Annotated in this window: 18 protein-coding genes and 1 pseudogene; 15 read left to right on the forward strand and 4 right to left on the reverse strand. The window is 67.9% G+C overall.

The features are described from left to right. Positions 1-18: 18 nt before the first annotated feature. Complete coding sequence (locus tag ABD116_RS18830; protein WP_343971404.1) at positions 19-978, reverse strand: hypothetical protein; 960 nt, start codon at positions 976-978, stop codon at positions 19-21. 220 nt (positions 979-1,198) lie between these two features. Between ABD116_RS18830 and ABD116_RS18835 the strand changes: the two genes are divergently transcribed. The 6 genes and pseudogenes from ABD116_RS18835 (at position 1,199) to ABD116_RS18860 (ending at position 8,700) form a co-directional block, all read left to right on the forward strand. Next, positions 1,199-1,822, forward strand: coding sequence for an ATP-dependent Clp protease proteolytic subunit (locus ABD116_RS18835; RefSeq protein WP_343971407.1), 624 nt, complete (start codon positions 1,199-1,201; stop codon positions 1,820-1,822). A gap of 22 nt (positions 1,823-1,844) precedes the next feature. Further along, positions 1,845-2,462, forward strand: a pseudogene (locus ABD116_RS18840) (ATP-dependent Clp protease proteolytic subunit); the annotation flags it as partial. Between the two features lie 213 nt (positions 2,463-2,675). Continuing rightward, positions 2,676-3,971 (forward strand): ATP-dependent Clp protease ATP-binding subunit ClpX, encoded by a 1,296-nt coding sequence (gene clpX, locus ABD116_RS18845; protein WP_343971410.1) that lies wholly within the window; start codon positions 2,676-2,678, stop codon positions 3,969-3,971. Positions 3,972-4,171: 200 nt separating this feature from the next. After that, positions 4,172-5,773, forward strand: coding sequence for an alpha/beta hydrolase (locus ABD116_RS18850; protein WP_343971413.1), 1,602 nt, complete (start codon positions 4,172-4,174; stop codon positions 5,771-5,773). Positions 5,774-5,910: 137 nt separating this feature from the next. Further along, positions 5,911-7,449, forward strand: a complete 1,539-nt coding sequence (locus ABD116_RS18855) for an alkaline phosphatase D family protein (protein ID WP_343971416.1) — start codon at positions 5,911-5,913, stop codon at positions 7,447-7,449. 12 nt (positions 7,450-7,461) lie between these two features. After that, entirely contained in the window at positions 7,462-8,700 is a 1,239-nt protein-coding gene (locus ABD116_RS18860) for a hypothetical protein (protein ID WP_343971419.1), read from the forward strand. A gap of 48 nt (positions 8,701-8,748) precedes the next feature. Here ABD116_RS18860 and ABD116_RS18865 read toward each other — a convergent pair whose 3' ends face one another. Beyond that, complete coding sequence (locus ABD116_RS18865) at positions 8,749-10,050, reverse strand: phosphodiester glycosidase family protein (protein ID WP_343971422.1); 1,302 nt, start codon at positions 10,048-10,050, stop codon at positions 8,749-8,751. A gap of 127 nt (positions 10,051-10,177) precedes the next feature. Here ABD116_RS18865 and ABD116_RS18870 point away from each other — a divergent pair, with 127 nt between their 5' ends. Continuing rightward, positions 10,178-11,101, forward strand: a complete 924-nt coding sequence (locus tag ABD116_RS18870) for an AEC family transporter (RefSeq protein ID WP_343971425.1) — start codon at positions 10,178-10,180, stop codon at positions 11,099-11,101. 29 nt (positions 11,102-11,130) lie between these two features. Here the strand turns inward: ABD116_RS18870 and ABD116_RS18875 are convergent, their stop codons facing one another. Both ABD116_RS18875 and valS read right to left on the reverse strand, forming a co-directional pair. Then, complete coding sequence (locus ABD116_RS18875) at positions 11,131-11,898, reverse strand: hypothetical protein (protein ID WP_343971428.1); 768 nt, start codon at positions 11,896-11,898, stop codon at positions 11,131-11,133. Positions 11,899-12,197: 299 nt separating this feature from the next. Further along, positions 12,198-14,738: a valine--tRNA ligase gene (gene valS / locus ABD116_RS18880; RefSeq protein ID WP_343971431.1), complete on the reverse strand. Its 2,541-nt coding sequence runs from the start codon at positions 14,736-14,738 to the stop codon at positions 12,198-12,200. Between the two features lie 71 nt (positions 14,739-14,809). Between valS and ABD116_RS18885 the strand changes: the two genes are divergently transcribed. The 8 genes from ABD116_RS18885 to rodA all read left to right on the forward strand — a co-directional run bounded on the left by ABD116_RS18885 (position 14,810) and on the right by rodA (position 22,873). Continuing rightward, the gene (locus ABD116_RS18885) at positions 14,810-16,171 is read left to right on the forward strand and encodes a bifunctional folylpolyglutamate synthase/dihydrofolate synthase (RefSeq protein WP_343971434.1); all 1,362 of its coding nucleotides are present in this window, start codon (positions 14,810-14,812) and stop codon (positions 16,169-16,171) included. Beyond that, the gene (locus ABD116_RS18890; protein ID WP_343971437.1) at positions 16,168-16,500 is read left to right on the forward strand and encodes a DUF4233 domain-containing protein; all 333 of its coding nucleotides are present in this window, start codon (positions 16,168-16,170) and stop codon (positions 16,498-16,500) included. Before ABD116_RS18885 ends, ABD116_RS18890 begins: the two co-directional genes overlap by 4 nt. Before the next feature lie 58 nt (positions 16,501-16,558). Next, positions 16,559-16,969: a nucleoside-diphosphate kinase gene (ndk, locus tag ABD116_RS18895; protein WP_343971440.1), complete on the forward strand. Its 411-nt coding sequence runs from the start codon at positions 16,559-16,561 to the stop codon at positions 16,967-16,969. A gap of 151 nt (positions 16,970-17,120) precedes the next feature. Further along, complete coding sequence (locus ABD116_RS18900) at positions 17,121-18,146, forward strand: rod shape-determining protein (RefSeq protein WP_164603246.1); 1,026 nt, start codon at positions 17,121-17,123, stop codon at positions 18,144-18,146. A gap of 4 nt (positions 18,147-18,150) precedes the next feature. Continuing rightward, on the forward strand, positions 18,151-19,077 hold the full coding sequence (mreC, locus tag ABD116_RS18905; protein ID WP_343971444.1) for a rod shape-determining protein MreC: 927 nt from the start codon (positions 18,151-18,153) through the stop codon (positions 19,075-19,077). Between the two features lie 45 nt (positions 19,078-19,122). Continuing rightward, a complete protein-coding gene (mreD, locus tag ABD116_RS18910) occupies positions 19,123-19,656 on the forward strand; it encodes a rod shape-determining protein MreD (protein WP_343971447.1) in 534 nt (177 codons plus the stop codon). Beyond that, positions 19,653-21,710, forward strand: a complete 2,058-nt coding sequence (gene mrdA / locus ABD116_RS18915) for a penicillin-binding protein 2 (RefSeq protein WP_343971450.1) — start codon at positions 19,653-19,655, stop codon at positions 21,708-21,710. The genes mreD and mrdA overlap by 4 nt, the downstream gene beginning before the upstream one ends. Next, positions 21,707-22,873, forward strand: a complete 1,167-nt coding sequence (gene rodA / locus ABD116_RS18920) for a rod shape-determining protein RodA (protein ID WP_343971453.1) — start codon at positions 21,707-21,709, stop codon at positions 22,871-22,873. Before mrdA ends, rodA begins: the two co-directional genes overlap by 4 nt. The last annotated feature ends 19 nt before the right edge of the window (positions 22,874-22,892 follow it).

Here is a 22,892-nt window from a genome sequence, read left to right on the forward strand (position 1 = left end):
GCGACGAAAAGTTTCCGCCTAATCACGTACGGGGCATTGGCGACTACAGGGATCGGCCGGGAGGCCGGGAGCCCGGCGGCGAAGGACATCGAGGACCTGTACGGCGGCATCACAGGGGCGGTTGGTGATGTCGAACCAGCCGTAGCGCAAGGTGGCCTCGGCTCGTAGGGTGGCGCGATTGTCGCGGTCGAGGTCACGCCACCGGCGCTGGGGCGCGAGGTGGAAGCGCCCGTCGAGTTCGACCACCAGGCCGTACCGGGGATAGGCGACGTCCGTGAATTCCTGATCCACCTGGCGTTGCCGTACGCCGGTCGGCAACCTGTGCCGCCGTTCGACGTCGCGTAGGTATCGCAGTTCGAGCAGGGAATGCGAGCCGGATGCGACGTCGGCCAGGATCGGTCGCAGTACGGACCGGTGACGCAGGCGGCCTCTCGTGTCGAGGGCTCGGACGATGTCGGCGGGGCTGACCTGCCCGCTCTGGCAGGCTTCGGCGATCGTGGCTGCGGCCTCGTCCGGGGTCGCTGAGACTCCGACGATGTCCAGTACGGCCTGGGCCGCCTGCCGTCTCGGCGGGATGACGGTTGCCAGGCGGTTGGCCCAGTGCTCGTCGCGGTGGATCCGGAGGTTCGGGCGGCTCCTGACTCGCCGCTCGGCAGGGATGGTCACGTGGACCGGCCGGCGGTCGTCGCGTTTGATCAGCCCGTGCTGTTCGGCGGCGGTGTGGTGGCTCCAGGCTGCATCCGGACCGGCGTACAGGAGTGCTGCGAGGAGGCGTTCGTCGTACCCGATCGGGCCGGTGTGAGTCGCATAGACGCCGGGGTGGACCGTCTGCCAGGACCGGCGGCGCAACCGGCGGCGGATGTCGGCGTCCGACCAGCCCGCGGCCAGGAGCTGGCTGCGCGCGATGATCCGGTCCTGGGTATGGATCAGCACGTCGAGGCCTTCGTCCGCAAGCTCTTGCCGCCACCACCAGTCCATCTGTACGAGAGTGCCTGAACCAGCCGGAACGGCGCTGATGCGGCTGTGGACAGCCGCCATCTGGTAACTAACTTGCACCAGGCGACGAAAAGTTTCCCGAGTCGGGGTGGAGCGTAAACGGCTGTTCGGGGAGTTCGCTGAGGGCAGATGGCGTGCGCCGTGAGCGAACAGGTGGCTACCAGCCTTAGGTCTGTGGGTGGGGACCAGTAATGTCGGCTTTGTGAACGAGACATTTGCAGCCAGCCCCACCGCCGCGGGCGGTGCCGGATCCGGCGGACTAGACGACCACATCTACCAGCGCCTGCTGAGCAACCGGATCATCTTCCTGGGGTCCGAGGTTCGCGACGACAACGCGAACGCCATCTGCGCTCAGATGTTGCTCCTCAACGCCGAAGACCCCAACAAGGACATCTGGCTGTACATCAACTCGCCGGGTGGCTCGGTGGACTCCGGGATGGCGATCTACGACACCATGCAGTGGATCTCCAACGACGTCGCCACGGTCGGGATGGGCCTGGCCGCCTCGATGGGCCAGTTCCTGCTCTGCGCCGGCGCGAAGGACAAGCGCTTCGCCCTGCCGCACGCGCGGATCATGATGCACCAGCCGTCGGGCGGCATGGGTGGTACGGCCTCCGACATCAAGATCCAGGCCCAGCAGTCGCTGCACATCAAGGCGCAGCTGTTCAAGCTGATCGCCGAGCACACCGGCCAGCCGCTGGAGCAGGTCGAGACCGACGCCGACCGCGACCGTTGGTTTACCGCGGACCAGGCGAAGGAATACGGCTTCATCGACCACGTCGTGGCCAGTGCTGCTCAGCTGAGCAGCGGCAGCCCGAACTCCTGACCTCTCCTGCGAAACTAAGGACACCAGCATGAACTACTTCATCCCGCAGTGGGAGGAGCGCACGTCGTACGGCATGCGCCGGATCGACCCCTACACGAAGCTGTTCGAGGACCGGATCATCTTCCTCGGCACCCCGATCACCGACGAGATCGCCAACGCCGTGATGGCGCAGCTGCTCTGTCTGCAGGCGATGGACTCCGACCGGGACATCAGCATCTACATCAACTCGCCCGGTGGCTCGTTCACCGCGCTGACCGCGATCTACGACACGATCCGGTACATCAAGCCGGACGTGCAGACGGTCTGCCTGGGCCAGGCGGCCTCCGCCGCCGCGGTGCTGCTCGCAGCCGGTACGCCGGGCAAGCGCCTCGCCCTGCCGAACAGCCGGATCATCATCCACCAGCCGGCCACCGAGGGCACCTACGGGCAGTCCAGCGACATCGAGATCCAGGCCAACGAGATCCTGCGTCTGCGGGCTCTGCTGGAGACCATGCTCGCCGAGGCCAGCGGCAAGCCGCACGAAGAGGTCTCCCGCGACATCGAGCGGGACAAGTTCCTGACCGCCGACCAGGCGATCGAGTACGGCCTGATCGACGACATCCTGCAGACCCTCAAGACCCCGGTCCCGGCCGGCGTCTGAGAACGACCGTTCCGCTTCCGGCGGTACCGAGTCAGGGGAACGCACTGTCAAGTGACAGTGCGTTCGCCACCGGCGTAGTCACAACGCGTCGGTGGGCGCGGCGTTTCGGCCCCGGGCGCGGTACCGTCGAAGCGAGTTCCGGGTGGGGATCAACTCCGATGGTTCAGGTTCGAGTCCGCCCGGTTCGACTGCTCAGAGAAGGGATCTGTCCCGGTGGCACGCATAGGTGACGGCGGTGACCTGCTCAAATGCTCGTTCTGCGGCAAGAGCCAGAAGCAGGTCAAGAAGCTCATCGCCGGTCCCGGCGTCTACATCTGCGACGAGTGCATCGATCTCTGTAACGAGATCATCGAGGAGGAGCTGAACGAGGGCTCCGAGGTCGGTCTGACGGAGCTGCCCAAGCCCCGGGAGATCTACGACTTCCTCAATGCCTACGTCGTCGGACAGGACGTGGCGAAGAAGGCGCTCGCGGTAGCGGTCTACAACCACTACAAGCGGGTCCGCGACGGTCAGGGCTCGTCGAGCGCCGGCCGGCACGCGAAGGACGAGGCCGTCGAGCTGGCCAAGTCGAACATCCTGCTGATCGGCCCCACGGGCTGCGGCAAGACGTACCTGGCCCAGACGCTCGCGCGGATGCTGAACGTGCCGTTCGCGATCGCCGACGCCACCGCGCTGACCGAGGCGGGCTACGTCGGCGAGGACGTCGAGAACATCCTGCTGAAGCTGATCCAGGCGGCCGACTACGACGTCAAGAAGGCCGAGACCGGGATCATCTACATCGACGAGGTCGACAAGATCGCCCGCAAGAGCGAGAACCCGTCGATCACCCGCGATGTCTCCGGCGAGGGTGTCCAGCAGGCGCTGCTGAAGATCCTGGAAGGCACCACGGCCAGCGTTCCGCCGCAGGGCGGCCGCAAGCACCCGCACCAGGAGTTCATCCAGATCGACACCACCAACGTGTTGTTCATCGTCGGCGGCGCGTTCGCCGGGCTGGACCACATGGTGGAGCAGCGGGTCGGCAAGAAGACGCTCGGCTTCAACGCCAAGCGCGAGCCGGAGAAGCCCAAGGAGCTCAGCGGCTACTCCGACGTGATGCCGGAGGACCTGCTCAAGTTCGGTCTGATCCCCGAGTTCATCGGCCGGCTCCCGGTGATCACCACGGTCTCCCCGCTGGACCGGGACGCGCTGATCAAGATCCTGTCCGAGCCGAAGAACGCGCTGGTCAAGCAGTACCGGCGGCTGTTCGAGATCGACAACGTCGAGCTGGAGTTCAGCGACGACGCGGTCGAGGCGATCGCGGACCAGGCGCTGCTGCGCGGCACCGGCGCCCGCGGGCTGCGCGCGATCATGGAAGAAGTCCTGCTCAACGTGATGTACGAGGTGCCGAGCCGCGAAGACGTCGCCAAGGTCGTCGTCACCGGCGAGGTCGTCCTGGAGAACGTCAACCCGACGCTGATCCCGCGCGACCAGATGGTCAGCAAGCGCGAGCGCCGCGAAAAGACCGCCTGACAAAAGCAAAACGAAGTACGGGGTGCGGTCGGTCGGCAATCCGTACTACGGGTGAGCTCCGCTCACCAGGTTCACTCCTGCGAGGGGCCGGCATCCGCTGAGAGGCGGACTGCCGGCCTCCTTCCGTTGATGGACTCGGACCGACAGCTCCCGGCAATAGCGTCGATGACGTCCACTCATCGACTCGCTGGGGGAGAACCGTGTACGTCCGACCCGCTCGACGGATAGCGGCGGTACTAGCCGCGGCCGCACTCGTAGTACCAACTACGGCGACAGCCGCACCAACCACAAGCACCAAGCAACCAGTAGTCCCCAAGCTCAACTGGGGGAGCTGTGGCAGCGCCCCGGAGCTGAAACCGTTCCAGTGCGCCACAGTGGAGGTCCCCACCGACTACGACCACCCTCGTGGCCCGACAACCACTATCGCGCTGACCCGGCTGCCCGCCAGCGACCCGGCTCATCGCATCGGCACGCTGTTCACCAACCCGGGCGGCCCTGGCGGCCCAGGTGTCGACTTCATCCAGCAGGTCGCCCAGATCGCCTACACCCCGCAGGTACGGGCGCAGTTCGACATCCTCGGCTTCGACCCGCGCGGCGTCGGCAAGTCCGACCCGGCGACCTGCTACCGCACAGAGGCCGAGGAGCAGAAGGTACTGGCCAGCCAGCCGGCCTTCCCTGTCACCCATGCCGAGGAGCGCGCCTACACCACTTGGGGCATCAAGGTCGGCCTGCACTGCACCGCATTCGCAGGTGACAAGCTGGCCCACATGTCGACGGCGAACGTTGCCCGTGACATGGATCTGCTCCGCCAGGCAGTCGGTGACGACAAGCTGAGCTACGTCGGCTACTCCTACGGCACGTACCTCGGTGCCACCTACGCCAAGCTGTTCCCCACAAGGGTTCGCGCACTGGTTCTCGACGGGACGCTCAGCCCGACCGGGTACTCCGGGTCGGACGGCGATCGGCGCCCGTTCGGCGTACGGGTTGCGCAGGGCGACGGTGCTGCAGCGACCTTCGCTCAGTTCAAGGCAGAGTGCAGGAAGGCCGGGCCGGACAGGTGCTCGCTGGCCAAGCTCGGTGACCCGTCCACGGTCATCGAGAAGCTCTTCAAGCGGCTGAAGACCCACCCGGTCGTCGTGACGCTGCCTGACGGGACCACAACGACCGTGACCTACCAGGTCGCTGTGGTGGTCGGCTTCCAGCACATGTACGACCCCGCAGGTTGGCCGGAGCTCGCCGACCTCTACAGCCAACTGGCGGCCCCCGCGAAGAGGTCGAAGGTGCCGGCTGCGCTGGCCGAGTGGACCAAGCACAGGGAGGTGTATCCCTCGCTGGCACAGGCCATGCAGCCCTGCATCGAGACCGCGAAGGCCGGCCGGCCTCTGGCCTACCCCGAGTACGCCGATGCCGCCGACAAGACCGGTCCGCACTTCGGCCGTTTCCGCGCCTGGATCAGTCAGCCGTGCGAGTCCATGCCGGTCAAGGACACCGACGCGTTCAAGGGCCCCTGGCCGAACGAGGTGAAGGCGCCGGTACTGGTCATCGGCACCCGGTACGACCCAGCGACGCCGTACCAGGCCACCCGCCCGTACGCCGACCTCTTCCCGGCCGCCCGGATGCTCACGGTCGAGGGCTACGGCCACACGACGCTCTTCAAGAGCAACTGCGCCGACGCCCGCATCACGACGTACCTGACAACCCTGCAGGCACCAGCCGACGGCAGTACGTGTCAGCAGGACCGCAAGCCCTTCGATCCGATCCCGGCAGGCAAAAAATTGGTCCAGGGAGCTGTTGTCCAGTAGGACAACGTGTAGGAAAGTTACCAAATTTTGGGGAGTATGGGCACGAACCGCCCCAATCGTGAGGTTCTCCGGACGGATCCGTCGTATTCATCCGTCCGGAGGGCCCTGCGCCATGTGCACCTCGGAAGGTGACGCCCATGAAACCCATCAGTCGTCGAACCCTTGTTCTCGGCGGACTGGCGGCGGCCAGTGCTACCGCGCTGCCCGCCCGCTCCAGCATCATCACCGCCACTGCTGCTGTCCCCTATCCGTTCCAGCTAGGGGTCGCCTCGGGTGAGCCGGACGCGAGCAGCGTCGTGCTCTGGACCCGCCTGGCCCCGTCCCCGCTCAATGCCGACGGCCAGGGCGGCATGGCCAACGCCAATGTCGCCGTGGACTGGCAGGTGTCCACTACCGAGTCCTTCAGCACCCTGGTCACCTCAGGGACCGTCACTGCTACCTACGGAGCCGCTCACTCCGTCCATGCGATCGCCAACGGCCTCAACCCCGACTCGGACTACTTCTACCGCTTCCGCGCCCAGGGCCACGTCTCACCCGTCGGCCGCACCCGTACTGCGCCCGCTGCGGGCACGAACGGCCGCGACCTCGTCATGGCCTTCACGTCCTGCGCGCACTACGAGGAGGGCTACTACACGGCGTACCGGCGAATGGCTGAGGACAATCCGGGCCTCATCCTGTTCCTGGGCGACTACATCTACGAGTACCCCGCTACTAGCGGTCGGACCCGTCTCCACCTGGGTGCTACGGAGATCACGACACTGGCCGACTACCGGCGTCGCTATGCGCAGTACAAGTCGGACCCGGATCTGCAGGCGGCCCATGCGGTCGCGCCGTGGATCGTCGTACCGGACGACCATGAGGTGGAGAACAACTACGCCAACATGACTCGTGCGGACAGTACTCCGGCGCTGACGACGGCGCAGTGGACAGCGCGCCGTACTGCGGCGTACCAGGCGTACTACGAGAACATGCCGCTGCGGCCGGCCCAGGCCAGCAACGGCAACTCCATCCAGTTGTACCGGCGCCTGCCGTGGGGCAAGCTCGCCACGTTCCACATGCTCGACACCAGGCAGTACCGCAACGACCAGGCGTGCGGCGACGGCTGGAAGATCTGCTCGGACGCAGACCTGGCCACCCGGAGCCTGCCCGGCAACGCTCAGGAGACCTGGCTGCTCAACGGTCTTGCCGAGAAGGCGGCCACCTGGGACATCATCGGGCAGCAGGTGTTCTTCGCCCGGCGCTTCAACTCGACCGGGGCCAGCATGGACTCGTGGGACGGGTACCGCGCATCGCGGGCCCGGATCCAGCAGGGCTGGATCGACCGCGGCAACCGCAACCCGGTCGTGCTCACCGGCGACGTGCACCGCGCCTGGGGCAACAACCTGATGGCCGACTACGACAACGCGGACTCGGCCGTGATCGGCACCGAGCTCGTCACCAGCTCGGCCACCTCGACCGGCGACGGCGACGCCACCACGGCGATCCCGGACGTCGGGACCAACCCGTGGCTGAAGTTCTACAGCAACCGCCGCGGCTACATCCGGACGACGGTCACGCCGACGCAGATGCAGGCGGACTTCCGTGGCGTGGCGAAGGTTTCGGAGCACGACGCGCCGGTGTCGACGCTCAAGTCGTTCGTGATCGAAGAAGGCCAGCCCGGCCTTCAGGCCGTCTGAGGGGACCCAGCGATGAAGAAGAAGCTACTCGCCTTGGCCGTTGCCGTTCCCTCGCTACTGTTCACAATCCCTGCACAGGCAGCGATTGCGGCGCCTGTCTGGAGTACTGCGAACAGCGTGTCGACCGGCGACCAGGACACCGCCTCGATCGCGACCAACCGCAACGGGTACGTCGCCGTCGTCTGGGAGGACGACCGTGACACGACCGATGCGACCGACAATGCGCACAGCGAGATCTTCCTGCGGTTGTATCGCAACGGCACGGCGCTCTACGAGGTCAAGCTGTCCTCGGCCGGCAGCAGTGGCGTCACCAACTGGCGCCACCTGCACCCGGATGTCGGGCTGGACGACAAGGGCAATGCAGTTGTCGTGTGGGCCGACGACCCGGACGGCAACGGGTACTACAACATCCCTTACCGGGTGGTGAATACGGCCGGTACCGTGACAGCATCGGCCAACGCGAACACGTCGGCCGATGGCCAGCAGATCAACCCGCGGGTGGCGGTCGACCCGGACGGCGCTCCGTCGACAGCGGCGGTCGCGTTCACCGTGGTGTGGGAGGACATCCAGACGGGCACGCCGGCGACGGTGAAGGCGGCTGGATTCACCGGGCCGACGACTCGCGGCTACGAGGTGACCGCCTCGACGACGACGGGTCAGCACCACAACCCGGACGTGGCGGTGTCGGCCTCGGGCGACGCGGTCGTGGTGTGGGACGACGGGTCGACCGATACGGCGTACAACGTCGGACTGGTTGGGCTGGCCCGTACGAATGGCGCGGTCACGCTGTCCCGGCGTACGGCGAACGGCACTACCGCCGGCGCGCAGGCGCATGCCTCGGTGGCCGCCAACTTCAACGGCGACTTCGCGGTCGCTTGGGAGTCGGGTGGCGGAGTGTGGACGCGAGGCTTCACCGGCGCTGGTGCCGCGCGCACTGCTGAGGTGGAAGTTGTTGCCAGTGGCAAGAATCCGTCGATCGGGATCGATGACCAGGCCGGCAGCGTCGTCGGCTGGACCGCTACAGCCACGGACTCCGACGTATGGGTCCGCGGCTTCAACTCAGCCGGTACTACGGACGCGCCGCGGCTGTCGGCTCAGCAGTTGAGTCAGGTGCCCGCGGGGCGGCAGGAGCAGCTGGTGGTCGCCGTGTCGCCTTGGTCGGAGGTGGCTGTCGCCTACACGGACGACAACGACGGGAACACCTATGACCAGGTGATCCTGGGCCAGGGCATTTCGAACAACAACTTCTGACAACTGTGCAGGGCCCGGGCAGCCTGCCCGGGCCCTGCGTTTGAGGTACTACTTCTTGGCGACCCAGATGAGGGCATCGCCGACGGCCCGCTCGGCCCCGTTGGTGCCGCTGGGGTGGCTGACGAGCGCACCGTTGACGGCCATCGCGGTCGAGCCGCCGCCGTCGAGGTTGATCGCATCGGTCAGGTCGAGGGCGTTGGCCACGGCGGCCGTCTCGTCCATCGTCGTACCGACGCTGGTGGTCTGCCGGCCGTCGAGCGCGGCCAGGGTGAGCTTGCCGTCGCTGGTGGTGCCGACGATCGAACGCGGGTTGCGGTCGAAGAAGCTGCCGGTACCTGCAGGGACGACGACCTGGCCGTTGGCGGTGAGACGGTAGCGGCCGGTTACGGCGTACAGGTCCTTGCGCAGTTTGAGGTTGGTGCCGTGCTCGTCGGCGATCGCGATGTCGGTCTTCAGGCAGGTGTGCGAGACCATCGCGAGCAATGCGTTCGAGTCGCTGCCGGTGGCCTGCAGCGAGGTCTGGTTCTTCGTCAGGGTCGTACCGCGGGTGGCTGCGACCCGCTCGACGCAGCCGTCCCGGTCGAGGACGACCTCGATGCCCGCGCCGGCCGGGGTGCTGGCCGCGAACTCGGGGGTGAAGAGCGTGACGTCGCCGGGGACGGAGCAGGCGGTCTGGGCCGGGAGAGTCGCGCAGGCGGTCGGGATGACCGGCGGATGGTTGACGAACTCGAGGGGCAGCGTCGCGCCGGTCTTCGGGTTCTTGACCGCGCCGGTCCAGCGGAGATGGCCCATCACGGCCTTGTTGGTCTTGGCGTCGACGATGAAGTTGGCCTCGGCGGGATCGGTGAGCGGTTCGCTGAGCAGCTTGCCGTCGGAGATGCCGAGACCGACCGGGTCGCCGGGGTAGAGGGCGCTGGCGGTGAAGGTGAAGAAGGACGCGTTGATACCGGCGAGGGCGCCGGACGTACGGACCAGGTCGCTGGTCTTCTCGACCTTGGCGAGGTCGGGGCCATACGTCGTCCGCAGCTCGCCCCTCGCCTTGCGCGGGTCGATGGTGAGGACGTTGACGATCCACGGGCCGCGGGTCGTGGTGTTGATCTGGTCGGCCGGCGCGGGGTCGGTACCGCGGACGATGCGGGTGAGGGTGACGCCCTCGGCGAGGGTCGTGACGGTGCGGGTCTCGGCGAGGTCCGCGTCGCCGAGGGGGAGGGCGCCGGCGGCGTACTGGATCGGGGCCGGTTGCTGTTCGGGGCTGGGCTCGGCGGCGGTGGCGGACGGGGCGACGAGCAGGGTCGCGAGCGCGGCCAGCATCGTGGTGGCGGCGGCGCGAGACCTGGCGGGAGAAGTCATGGTGGCCATCCTTCGGGGTTTTGGTGGAATCTTTCCACTCGGATGGCTGGCTGGTCAGTAACTTGCAGGTGAAACGTTTCGTCTACGATCGCTGGCGTGATGACGAAGCCGCCGGGTCGCTGATCTTGTGTCTGCCGTTGTCGCTGCCTTCGTCGCGCTCGTTTCGGTCGCGGTGCTCGGGTACCTGGTGGGGCTGGCCGGCGTGCTGCGGGCCGAGGACGAGCTGGTGTTGTCGCGGCTGGCGTTCTACGTCGCGACGCCGGCGTTGCTGTTCACCACGGTGGCGCGGGCTGATCTCCATGCGATCTTCTCGCCGGTGCTGCTGACGAATCTGGCGGGGCTGTTCGTCGTACAGGTGCTGTATCTCGGCGTGGCCGTGCTGATCTGGCGGCGGAATCGGGCGCAGGCGACGATCGGGGTGCTGGCTGCGTCGTACGTGAACGCGGGGAATCTGGGGGTGCCGGTCGCCGCTTACGTGCTGGGCGACGGGGCCTTGGTGGCGCCGATTGTGTTGTTCCAGTTGCTGGTGATGGCGCCGGTGGCGTTCGCCGTACTGGATGGGGATCGGCGTGGCGCGGGGCGGCGGGTGCCGGTGCGGGTGCTGTTGACGCGGCCGTTGCGAAATCCGCTGACGGTGGCGTCGCTGCTCGGGTTGCTGGTCGCAGCGGCAGGCATCTCGCTGCCGTCGTTGCTGATGCGGCCGATCGATCTGGTGGCGGCGGCTGCGGTGCCGGTCGCGTTGGTGGCTTATGGATTGAGCCTTGGCGGCGCGAAGGATTCGATCAGCCTCGACCGGGATGCGGTACTGGCTGTCCTGCTGAAGACGCTGGTCCAGCCGCTCGTCGCGTACTCCGTCGGCCGCTGGCTCCTCGACCTCGAGGGTCCTGCCTTGCTGGCCCCGGTGCTGTTGGCTGCGTTGCCGACCGCTCAGAACGTCTACGTGTACGCCGTGCAGTACCGCGCCGCGCGGAGACTCGCCCGCAGCGCGGTACTGCTCAGCACCTTGCTCTCGATCCCGGTGATGATCGCCTTGAGCGGCCTACTCGCCTGACTACCGGTCTGCTCGCCTGACTGCTTCGGTTACTTCATGGCCTTGAAGGCCTCGTCGGCGAGCGGGCCGACGTCGTTCACACTGACACCGTCGTTGGCCGCCTGGGCGATCACGGTCAGCGTGTTGGATCCTCGGTAGCACTGCGTCGGCAGATTATCGGTCGACTCCACACAGGTCGCCTGCCCGACCTTCTTCACCTGCTCGGGCCTCGCGCCGGAATCCTTGATCGTCTTGTCGATGTCGACCTTGCCGCGTAACGCGATCACCACGAACAACCGCTGCCCGTCGAGATTCCCGTACGCCTCGACAGTCGCCTGCTTGCCGTCGTTGATCCGGCTCAACGCGTCCCGCGTCTCCTCGAGCTTCAACTGCTGCCGGATCTGCGCATCAGTAACCCGATCCAGCCCACCCAACTTCGCCGGCGGCGTGATGCCCCTCGCGGTGTTCAGCCGACTCATCGGCCCCAGCCCAGCGAAGTACCCAAACGCCGCCACCACCGCCAACGCCAGCACAACCCCACCCACAGTCACCCACGGGTTCCGCCGCCATTTCACCTTCTTAAGCGCCCGCCAAGGCGCCTTCCACCAAGCTCCCTTGCCTCCACCATCACCCGGACTCGAGTGCGTCGGCGTGTCTGTGACGCTGGCCGCTGGGGTGGGCGCGGTCGGGCTATTCGGACCAGTACCCGTGCCCGACGGGCCCACTCCGGCCGGAAGACCTGCGGGCGGGGTCGAGGACGACGGAAGGGGTGTCTGCTTCGGGTGGTCGTCCGGGCCGGGGGTGGTGGGGGTGCTCATGAGTGCTCCTCGGGGCGCGCGGACGGGGTCGCCGGGGGTCGGGCTGGGGTTGTCCCGATCGTTTCATATCTGGACAAGGTGATCTCGCAGCGGTCGGCGGACCGGCTGAACCCGCAGGGTAGTCGCTCGGGTGAAACCAGTAGCGCCCGCCTCCGAAGAAGCGGGCGCTACCGGACGGACGATCCGCCAGGGTGCTGCGACGAGTCAGCCCAGGATCGCGGATAACTCGGGTACAGCCGGTGACCCGGGTACTGCGGGTGACTCTGGTGCTGCCGGTGACTCTGGTGCTGCGGGTGAGCTCAGAGAGCGGCGATGACTGAGACCTCGGTGGATTCGTCGGGGCTCCAGAGGATTTCGCCGGTGATTCGGCCGGCGGCGCGGAGGTCGACTTCGGCCTGGGCGGCGAGGGTGAGGCGGGCGGCGGGGCCGCTGACCTCGACCTTCGAGACCTCGGTCTTCATCGAGACCTGGGCCGTCGACTTGGCGCCGCGGATACCAGCGAGGACCTCGGCGACCGCGTCGAGGACGGCCGGGTCGTGCTCGGCAGCAGCGACGTCGACCGACGGGACCGGCCAGGAGGTGGTGTGGATCGAACCTTCCTGCCACCACGACCAGACCTCTTCGGTCGCGAACGGCAGGTACGGCGCGAGCAGCCGCAGCTGAACCGACAAGGCGACAGCGAGCGCCGCCTTCGCCGACACAGCACCCTCCTCACCGTGTCCGCCGTACGCCCGCTCCTTGACCAGCTCGACGTAGTCGTCGCAGAAGCTCCAGAAGAACCGCTCGGCGATCTCCAGCGCACCCGTGTAGTCGTACCGCTCGAAGGCAGCCGTCGCCTCGTCGATGACGTTCCGCAACTGCGCCAGCATCGCCAGGTCGACCGGCTGCGTGACGGCACCCGCGTCGACCGACGTCGCCCCGAACGACAAGACGAACTTCGACGCGTTCAGAACCTTGATCGCCAGCCGCCGCCCGACCTTCATCTGCGACTCGTCGAACGGGGAGTCCATCCCCGGCCGGGCCATCGCGGCCCGCCAGCGAACCGCGTCCGAGCCGAACTTCTCCAGGATCTCCGACGGGACGATCGCGTTGCCCTTGGACTTCGACATCTTCTTGCGGTCGGGGTCGACGACGAAGCCGGAGATCATCGACCGCGCCCACGGCAGCGTGCCGTTCTCGTAGTGCGCGCGGACGACGCGGGAGAACAGCCAGGTGCGGATGATCTCGTGCGCGTGCGTGTTCAGGTCCATCGGGAAGGTGCGCTGGAACAGGTCGTCGTCACGCTCCCAGCCGCAGACGATGTGCGGGCTCAGCGACGACGTCGCCCAGGTGTCCATCACATCGGGATCCGCGACGAAACCTCCCGGCTTGCCGCGCTGGGACTCGTCGTACCCACCCGGGACCTGGGAGGTCGGGTCGATCGGCAGGTCGGCCTCGCTCGGCATCAGCGGGTGCGCGTAGTCCGGCTCGCCGTCGTGGCCGAGCGGGTACCAGACCGGGAACGGGACGCCGAAGTAGCGCTGCCGGGAGACCAGCCAGTCCCCGTTCAGCCCCTCGACCCAGTTCTGGTAGCGGTGGTGCATGAACTCGGGAACCCAGGCCAGCTCGTCGCCACGCTCGAGGAACTCGGCCTTCAGCGCGTCGTCCCGGCCGCCGTTGCGGATGTACCACTGCCGGGTGGAGACGATCTCGAGCGGCTTGTCGCCGTTCTCGTAGAAGTTCGCCTTGCGCTGGGTCGGCTTCGGCTCGCCGTCCAGGTCGCCGCTGTCCCGCAGCTTGCCGACGATCAGCTCGCGCGCGCTGAAGGCCGTCTTGCCCGCGATCTCCGCATACAGCTCGGAACCCTCGAGCCACGCCGGGGTGTCGCGCAGGATCCGGCCGTCGCGGCCGATGACGGTGCGGACCGGGAGCTGCAGCTCGCGCCACCAGATGACGTCGGTGAGGTCGCCGAAGGTGCAGCACATGGCGATACCGGCGCCCTTGTCGGGCTCGGCCGCCTCGTGCGCCAGGACCGGGATCTCGACGTCGAACAGCGGCGAGCGGACCGTGGTACCGAACAAGTGCTTGTAGCGCTCGTCGGACGGGTGGGCGATCAGCGCGACACAGGCCGGCAGCAGCTCGGGCCGGGTGGTCTCGATGTAGATCGGGCCGTCGGCGCCGTGGAAGGCGATCTTGTGGAACGCGCCCGGGTAGTCGCGGGCCTCCAGCTCCGCCTGCGCGACCGCCGTCTGGAACGTGACGTCCCACAGCGTCGGCGCCTCGGACAGGTACGCCTCGCCGCGCGCGAAGTTGCGCAGGAAGGCGCGCTGCGAGGTCCGCCGGGAGTCGTCGGAGATCGTCGTGTAGAGGTAGTTCCAGTCGACGCTCAGCCCGACCTGGCGCCACATCGCCTCGAACGCCTGCTCGTCGATGTGGGTCAGCTCGCCGCACAGGTCGACGAAGTTCTGCCGCGAGATTCCGACCTGCTTCTTCGGGTCCGGCTTCTCCGGCGGGGTGAAGTCTGGGTCGTACGGCAGCGACGGGTCGCACTTGACGCCGTAGTAGTTCTGGACCCGGCGCTCGGTCGGCAGCCCGTTGTCGTCCCAGCCGATCGGGTAGAAGACCTTCTTGCCGCGCATCCGCTGGAAGCGCGCGACCAGGTCGGTGTGGGTGTAGCTGAAGATGTGCCCGACGTGCAGCGACCCGGAGACGGTCGGCGGCGGGGTGTCGATCGAGTAGACGTCCGCGCGCTCCGCAGTACGGTCGAACGCGTAGGTCTGCTGTTCCTTCCATACGGCAGCCCACTTCTCCTCGAGACCGTCGAGGGTGGGCTTGTCAGGAACACGGGACGCTTCGCTCATACGGCAATCCTAGTGGTTGTCAAGGGGTGCTCACGACGGGTTATCCACAGCCCTCCTACACTGGCCGTCTGATGAGCGCACTCTCTTATGCCGAGGTATCGGCGAAGCTTCAGGCCCGTTGGCCGGAGAACAAGATCGATCCCACGCTGGACCGGGTCCGGCGGCTCGTCGAGCTGCTCGGCGATCCGCAGAAGAGCTATCCCGTCGTCCATCTGACCGGGACCAACGGCAAGACCTCGACCGCGCGGATGGTCGACGCGCTCCTGCGCGAGGCCGGGCTGCGGACCGGGCGGTTCACCAGCCCGCATCTGGAGTCGGTGCGCGAGCGGATCACGCTGAACGGTGAGCCGATCGACGAGCAGCGGTTCGTCGAGGTCTACACCGAGATCGAGCCGTACGTCGATGTCGTCGACTCCGAGAACGAGCACCCGCTGTCCTTCTTCGAGGTGATGACCGGTATGGCGTTCGCCGCCTTCGCGGACGCGCCGGTCGACGTCGCGGTGGTCGAGGTCGGCCTCGGCGGCACCTGGGACTCGACCAACGTCGCCGACGGCACGGTCGCGGTGATCACGCCGGTCGCCGTCGACCACGCGCACATCCTCGGCGCCGATCCGGTCACCATCGCCAGGGACAAGTCCGGGATCATCAAGTCCGGCAGCACCGCGGTGATCTCGCAGCAGAGCCTCGACGTGGCCGAGGTGCTGGTACGCCGGGCCGCCGAGGTCGGTGCCCAGGTCGCCCGCGAGGGACTCGAGTTCGGGGTCGTCAGCCGCTCGGTCGCGGTCGGCGGCCAGCTGATCTCCTTCAAGGGTCTCGGCGGCGAGTACGACGACATCTACCTCCCGCTGCACGGTGAGTACCAGGCCCACAACGCCTCCACCGCACTCGCGGCCGTCGAGGCGCTGCTCGGGGCGAGCGGGCAGAACGAGGGCCAGCGGATGACCCGCGAGCTGGTCGAGGCAGCCTTCGCCGAGGTGACCAGCCCCGGCCGGATGGAGGTCGTCCGGACCAGTCCCACCGTCATCGTCGACGCCGCGCACAATCCGCACGGCGCCCAGGCGACCGCCGAGACGGTGTCGGAGGCGTTCGCGTTCCAGCCGCTGATCGGCGTACTGGGCTGCATGAAGGACAAGGACGTGTACGGCGTGCTCGAGGCGTACGAGCCGATCATGGAGACCGTCGTCTGCACCCGGAACTCGTTCGACCGGTCGATGCCGGCCGAGGAGCTGGGCGAGCTGGCGATCGAGATCTTCGGCGAGGACCGGGTGCTGGTCCGGCCCAAGCTGCTCGACGCGATCGACGACGCGATCCGGCTGGCCGAGGAGAACGCGCTGGCGATGGGCACCGGCGGCGTACTGATCACCGGCTCGGTGATCACCGCGGGCGAGGCCCGGACGCTGCTGGTCCGCAAACCGGCAGGCGAGAAGCGATGAGGTCGCTGGCCGGCATCGTGCTCGGCTTCGAGTTCATCGTCCTGGCGCTCGTGACGCCGGTGATGATCTCGGTCGCCGACGTGAAACCCAGTACCGCGCTCCCGGTGTGCCTGGGGCTGGCCGTGCTCGCGCTCGTCGCGGCCGGACTGCTGCGCAACCAGGCCGGCTACGTCCTGGGCTCGATCATCCAGGTCGCCGCGGTCGGCCTCGGGTTCGTCGTACCGGTGATGTTCGTGCTCGGCCTGGCCTTCGCCGCGTTCTGGGTGATGGCGATCGTGCTCGGCCGCCGGATCGACGAGGCCAAGGCCGCCCAAGCCGCCCACGGGTGACAACCACTAGGCTCGGCCGCAGCAAGCCCGCCTGAACAGCATCGGAGAGAGAACAGACATGTCGCAGCGCACCCTCGTCCTGCTCAAGCCCGACACGGTACGCCGTGGCCTGGTCGGGGAGGTCCTCGGACGGTTCGAGGCGAAGGGCCTCACCGTCGTCGCGATGGACCTGCGCACGATCGACGGCGAGCTGGCCGACCAGCACTACGCCGAGCACGTCGAGCGGGACTTCTATCCGCCGCTGCGCGAGTTCGTCACCAGCGGCCCGCTGGTCGCGCTGGTGCTCGAGGGCGACGAGGCGGTCGAGGTCGTCCGTGCGCTGAACGGCGCCACCGACGGCCGCAAGGCCGCTCCGGGCACGATCCGCGGCGACCTGTCGCTGTCGAACCGGGAGAACCTCGTGCACGGCTCGGACTCGCCGGAGTCGGCCGACCGCGAGATCAAGATCTGGTTCCCCGACCTGCCGTAGTACTCCGCAGTTGTGGAGGGCGGCGCGAACACCTGGTGAATGGACCGATACGATGCGTCGCGGGCGGACGAGTCGTGTCGGTCCCCGGGTGGCGATGGGTCCGCGCTTAGCCTGAGAACCCCGGGACCCGAGCAGCGGGAGGCCGCCGAAAATGGCGAACAGCATGCTCGGCCGCGATATGGCGGTCGACCTCGGTACGGCCAACACACTCGTGTACGTACGCGGACGTGGCGTCGTACTGAACGAGCCGTCGGTGGTCGCGATCCGGACCGACGAACCGCGCGAGGCGGTCGCGTTCGGCGCCGAGGCGAAGAAGATGATCGGCCGGACACCCGGCAACATCACCGCCATCCGGCCGCTCAAGGACGGCGTGATCGCCGACTTCGACGCCGCCGAGCAGATGCTGCGGTACTTCATCCAGCGCGTCCACCGCCGCCGGTACTTCGCCAAGCCGCGGATCGTCGTCTGCGTACCGTCCGGCATCACCGCCGTCGAGCAGCGCGCCGTCCGCGACGCCGGCTACATGGCCGGCGCCCGCAAGGTCTACATCATCGAGGAGCCGATGGCCGCTGCCCTCGGCTCGAACCTCGAGGTCCGCGACGCGACCGGCAACATGGTGGTCGACATCGGCGGCGGGACGACCGAGGTGGCGGTGATCTCGTTCGGCGGGATCGTCACGTCGCAGTCCATCCGGGTGGCCGGCGACGCGATCGACAAGGCGGTCGTGAACTACTGCAAGAAGGAGTACTCGCTGATGCTCGGCGAGGCCACCTCCGAGCAGATCAAGATGACGATCGGCTCGGCCTTCCCGACCTCCGACGGGCCGGACTCCGAGATCCGCGGCCGGGACATGGTCTCCGGGCTGCCGCGCACCGTGAAGGTGTCCTCGGCGAGCATCCGGCAGGCGATCGAGGAGCCGATCACCGCGATCGTCGACGCGGTCAAGGCCACCCTGGACAAGACGCCGCCCGAGCTGGCCGGCGACATCGTCGACCGCGGCATCGTGCTGACCGGCGGCGGCGCGCTGCTGAAGGGCATGGACGAGCGGCTGCGGCACGAGACGGGGATCCCGATCCACGTCGCGGAGAACCCGCTGGACGCCGTCGTGCTGGGCGCCGGCAAGTGTGTCGACAACATCGAGACACTGAACCGCATCCTCGTCACCGACCGCCGCTGAACCGATGCTGAAAGATCTCGGTACGCCGGCACGCGGGCTGGTCCGTTCGGCCGGGTTGCCCCGGGAGATCCGCCGTCGCCGGACCATCCTGGTGCTCGTCATCCTGGCCTCCTTCACCCTGATCGTGCTGGACGCGCGACGCTCGGCGGGCTCTCCCGTCGAGCCGCTGCGGCATGCGGCGGCGGCCGTCTTCGGCCCGCTGGAGTCGACCGCGACCAACGCCCGGCAGCCTGTGGACAACCTCCGGGACCGGTTCGCGGAACTGGATACCTTGAAGGCAGAGAACGAAAAACTCCAAGCAGACAACGAGAAGCTCACCAGCGAGCTGCGCACGACCGACTACGCCCGCAACCGCGCCGGGGAACTGGACCGGCTGCTGAAGGTGGCGCCGACCTACACGGTGACACCGGCCCGGGTGATCGGTCTGGGCAGCGCGCAGAGCTTCAACCACACAGTGACCATCGATGCCGGAACGGCGGACGGGGTGCGACCGGACATGACAGTACTGAATGGCGACGGGCTGGTGGGCCGCGTCGTGCGGACCACCGAGGCCACCGCCACGGTGCTGCTGATCGGCGACCGCAACTCGACCGTCGGCGGCCGGCTGAACTCGACGATGGCGCTCGGATTCGTCTCCGGCCGGGGCGAGATCGGCTCGTCGGCCGCGCTCGACTACAAGCTGGTGGACCTGAAGGCCCGGCCGAAGGTGGGCGACCGGATCGTCACCTGGGGCTCGAGCGGCAACGCGCCGTATGTCCCGGGTGTGCCGATCGGCGAGGTCACCTCGGTGACATCGGTCCAAGGCGCGCTCGGTTCGACCGCGCTGGTGAAGCCGTTCGTCGACCCGACCCGGATCGACCTGGTCGGTGTCGTCACCGGTCCGCCCGCGCGGGCACCCCGCGGAACTGTCCCGGCAAGCGGTGCCCGATGACTGCCCCGCGCTGCAGCAGCTCGGCGTTGGCGGAGGGATGCTGAGATGACGGCCGTTCGGGTTGGGCTGGGGGTTCTGTTCCTGATGATCGCCGTGACGGTGCAGACCTCGTTGCTGCCGCACATCGCGGTCGCCGGGGTGACCTGCGACCTGGTGATGATCGTGGTCATCGCGCTCGCGCTCTCCCGCGGGGCCGAGTGGGGTGCGATCGCGGGCTTCCTCGGCGGACTCCTGCTCGACGTCGCGCCTCCTGCCGACCACACCGCCGGCCGCTGGGCCCTCGCCCTCGCGCTGTCCGGATACGTCGCGGGCCTGATCCGGCGCGAGACGTCAGCCGCACCGGTCGGTCCAGTGGCCGTCGCGCTGACTGTCGTACTGGGCGCGGCCCTCTCCCTGACGGTGTATTCCGCGACGGGGTCGTTGCTGCATGATCCGGCGGTCGACTGGGGTCAGTTCGGGGTGCGGCTCGGTATCGCTGCTGGGTACGACGTGGTCGCGGCGATCCTGGTCATCCCGCTGGTGATGTGGGTGATGGGACGCGTCGTGCCGGCGCGGGAGCGGCGGCGGGTGCTGCCATGAGCTTCGACAGCTTCAACCCGGCGCCGCTGAAGCCGCGGTTGCGCCTGTTCGTGATCCAGGTGCTCGTCTTCTCGCTGATGTTCACCTTGCTCGCCCGGCTCTGGTACATGCAGGTGATGTCGTCCGACGACTACTCCCAGGCCGCCACTCAGAACCACACCCGCGAGGTGCTCGTCCCGGCGCCGCGCGGAACGATCGTCGACGCGGCCGGCCGGACCCTGGTCGGCAATCGGGTGTCCCTGGTGATCACCGTCGACCGCTCGGTGCTCGCGAAGCTGCCCGACGGCCAGCAGCAGGTGGTGCTGGCCCGGCTGGCGAAGGTGCTCGGCCAGAAGCCGAAGGACCTGACCGCGCGGACCATGCTCTGCGGCGAGCCCGGCGCGTCCAAACCACCGGCCTGCTGGAACGGCACGCCGTACCAGCCGATCCCGGTCGCCAAGGACGTCAGCGAGCAGGTCGCGATCGAGGTGATGGAGCGCCGCGAGGACTTCCCGGGCGTCGCCGCGGAGTCGCAGACGCTGCGCGCGTACCCAGCGCCGTACAAGGTGAACGCGGCCCACATCCTCGGCTACCTGTCGCCGATCACCACCAGCGAGCTGGACGAGCTCGACAAGGCAGGGCAGGACTCGGTGCCGCACCGCTCGGACCTGGTCGGCCGGGCCGGCGTCGAGCGTACCTACGACCAGCTGCTGCGCGGGACGCCCGGCGTGAAGAACGTCATCGTCGACGCGGTCGGCTACACCACCGGCCTCAAGAGCCAGACCGCGCCGGTGCCGGGATCGACCCTGATGACGAGCATCGACGCGCGGATCCAGGCGTCGGTCGAGGCCCAGCTGCGCGGCGCGATCATGACGGCCCGCAAGCAGTACGACAAGATCACCCATCGCAACTACGTCGCCGACTCCGGCGCGGCCGTGGTGATGGACACCAAGACCGGCCAGATCGTCGCGATGGCGAGCTACCCGAGCTACGACCCGGGCGTCTGGGTCGGCGGCATCTCGCAGCGCGAGCTCGACGCGCTCTACTCCACCAAGGCCGGCACGCCGCTGGTGTCGCGGGCGATCCAGGGCCAGCTCGCGCCCGGTTCGACCTTCAAGCCGATCACCACCGCGGCCTCCTTCGCCAACGGCTACGGGCCGAAGACCCGGCTGGACTGCTCGTCGTACTTCGAGGTCGGCGACCGCCGGTTCAAGAACTACGAGTCCGCCTCCTACGGGATGATCGGCTTCGACCAGGCGCTCGCGATCTCCTGCGACACCTTCTTCTACCGGATCGCCTACGCGCTGTGGCTCAAGGAGGGTGGCAACTCCGGTGACATCACCGCCGCCGACCCGATGGTCCAGATGGCGAAGAGCTTCGGCCTCGGCCGGCCGACCGGGATCGACCTGCCCGGCGAGGTGTCCGGCCGGATCGCGGACCGGAAGTGGAAGAAGGAGTACTACGACGCGCAGAAGGACTACTACTGCAAGCTCGCCGACAACCCGCCGGCCGGCACGTCGGCGTTCCTGAAGCAGTTCTCGCGTGAGTTCTGCGAGGACGGCTATCGCTACCGGGCCGGTGACGCGGTCAACTTCGCGATCGGCCAGGGCGACACCACCGTCACTCCGTTGCAGATGGCAACGGCCTACTCGGCACTGTCGAACGGCGGCAAGCTCTGGGAGCCCCGGGTGGCGAAGGCGGTGATCGGCCCGAACGGCAAGGTCAGGCCGGTGCCGTCCAAGCTCGCGGGGCGGCTCCCGGTGCCGGCCTCGACGCTGCGTTACATCGACCGGTCGCTCAAGGAGACCGCCAAGACCGGTACGGCGGCCTGGAAGTTCAACGGGTTCCCGCTCGACCAGGTCCCGGTCCGGGTGAAGACCGGAACGGCCGAGGTCTACGGCAAGCAGACGACGTCCTGGATGGCGAGCTACACCGATCGCTACGCCGTGGTGATGATGATCAGCCAGGCCGGTACCGGATCGGGCGCCTCCGGCACGGCGGTCCGGCACATCTACGAAACCCTCTACAACGTCAAGCCCCCGGTCGCCCCCACCGAAAAGAAGGTCGACCGATGAGCTTGCTGACGCCGGTCCGGCAGTCCCGGCCGCGGGCTGATCGGCGGTCGACGTTGTGGCAGGTCGACTGGGTGCTGGTGATCGGCGTGCTCGCGTTGTCGGCGATCGGGTCGTTGCTGATCTGGTCGGCGACGTACAACCGGACCGCGCTCACCGACGGCAACCAGCACGCGTTCCTGCTCCGGCACGCGCTCAACTTCGCCATCGGTCTGGTCCTCGCGGTGCTCGCCGCCGTCAGCGACCACCGCCGTCTCCGCATCCTCGCCCCAGTCCTGTACGCCGCGTCCGTGGTCGGCCTGATCCTCGTCCTGGTGCCCGGGGTCGGCGCGGTGATCAACGGGTCGCGATCCTGGATCCAGGTGCCCGGGATGTCGATCCAGCCGAGCGAGTTCGCGAAGCTGGCGGTGATCGTCGGGATGGCGCTGCTGATCGCCGAGAAGGGCGAGACCAACCACCGCGAGGCCCGGACGATCGACATCGCCCAGGCGATCGCGGTCGCCGCGATCCCGGTGCTGCTGGTGATGCTGCAACCCGACCTCGGCACGGTGATGGTGCTCGGCTCGATCGTCTTCGGCATCGTCGCGGTGTCCGGCGTGCCGAAGCGCTGGATGCTCGGCATCGTCACCGCGGCGACGGTGATCGCGGTGCTCGCGATCCAGTTCAACGTGCTGAAGAAGTACCAGCTGGCCCGGTTCACGGCGTTCGCGGATCCGGCGTCGGACCCGCAGGGCATCGGCTACAACGTGAACCAGGCACGGATCGCGATCGGCAACGGCGGTGTCTTCGGGCAGGGCCTGTTCCACGGTTCGCAGACGCAGAACGGGTTCGTGCCCGAGCAACACACCGACTTCGTCTTCACCGTCGCGGGGGAGGAGCTCGGCCTGGTCGGCGCGGGCGCGATCATCTGCCTGTTCGTGCTGATTCTGTGGCGCGGACTGCGGATCGCGGTCAACGCCCGGGACGCGTTCGGCCGGCTGATCGCCACCGGCGTGGTGTGCTGGTTCGCCTTCCAGGCCTTCGAGAACATCGGTATGACGCTGGGAATCATGCCGGTCACCGGTCTGCCATTGCCGTTCGTCTCCTACGGTGGTTCGTCGATGCTCGCCGGTCTGCTCGCGGTCGGGCTGTTGCAGAACATCCACCTGCGATCGCACCAGGTCTAGTCCGCGTCAGGCGGCCCGG

Origin of the sequence: Kribbella koreensis (genome assembly GCF_039525325.1) — a bacterium.
GTDB classification, from domain to species: Bacteria; Actinomycetota; Actinomycetes; order Propionibacteriales; family Kribbellaceae; genus Kribbella; species Kribbella koreensis.

Coding starts and splice junctions, on each gene's coding strand:
- mrdA (WP_343971450.1), top strand. CDS start 19,653: ATGAGCTTCGACAGCTTCAACCCGGCGCCGCTGAAGCCGCGGTTGCGC.
- mreD (WP_343971447.1), top strand. CDS start 19,123: ATGACGGCCGTTCGGGTTGGGCTGGGGGTTCTGTTCCTGATGATCGCC.
- ABD116_RS18860 (WP_343971419.1), top strand. CDS start 7,462: ATGAAGAAGAAGCTACTCGCCTTGGCCGTTGCCGTTCCCTCGCTACTG.
- ABD116_RS18900 (WP_164603246.1), top strand. CDS start 17,121: ATGGCGAACAGCATGCTCGGCCGCGATATGGCGGTCGACCTCGGTACG.
- ABD116_RS18890 (WP_343971437.1), top strand. CDS start 16,168: ATGAGGTCGCTGGCCGGCATCGTGCTCGGCTTCGAGTTCATCGTCCTG.
- ABD116_RS18830 (WP_343971404.1), bottom strand. CDS start 978: ATGGACTGGTGGTGGCGGCAAGAGCTTGCGGACGAAGGCCTCGACGTG.
- ABD116_RS18885 (WP_343971434.1), top strand. CDS start 14,810: ATGAGCGCACTCTCTTATGCCGAGGTATCGGCGAAGCTTCAGGCCCGT.
- valS (WP_343971431.1), bottom strand. CDS start 14,738: ATGAGCGAAGCGTCCCGTGTTCCTGACAAGCCCACCCTCGACGGTCTC.
- ABD116_RS18875 (WP_343971428.1), bottom strand. CDS start 11,898: ATGAGCACCCCCACCACCCCCGGCCCGGACGACCACCCGAAGCAGACA.
- rodA (WP_343971453.1), top strand. CDS start 21,707: ATGAGCTTGCTGACGCCGGTCCGGCAGTCCCGGCCGCGGGCTGATCGG.
- mreC (WP_343971444.1), top strand. CDS start 18,151: ATGCTGAAAGATCTCGGTACGCCGGCACGCGGGCTGGTCCGTTCGGCC.
- ABD116_RS18865 (WP_343971422.1), bottom strand. CDS start 10,050: ATGACTTCTCCCGCCAGGTCTCGCGCCGCCGCCACCACGATGCTGGCC.
- ABD116_RS18855 (WP_343971416.1), top strand. CDS start 5,911: ATGAAACCCATCAGTCGTCGAACCCTTGTTCTCGGCGGACTGGCGGCG.
- ndk (WP_343971440.1), top strand. CDS start 16,559: ATGTCGCAGCGCACCCTCGTCCTGCTCAAGCCCGACACGGTACGCCGT.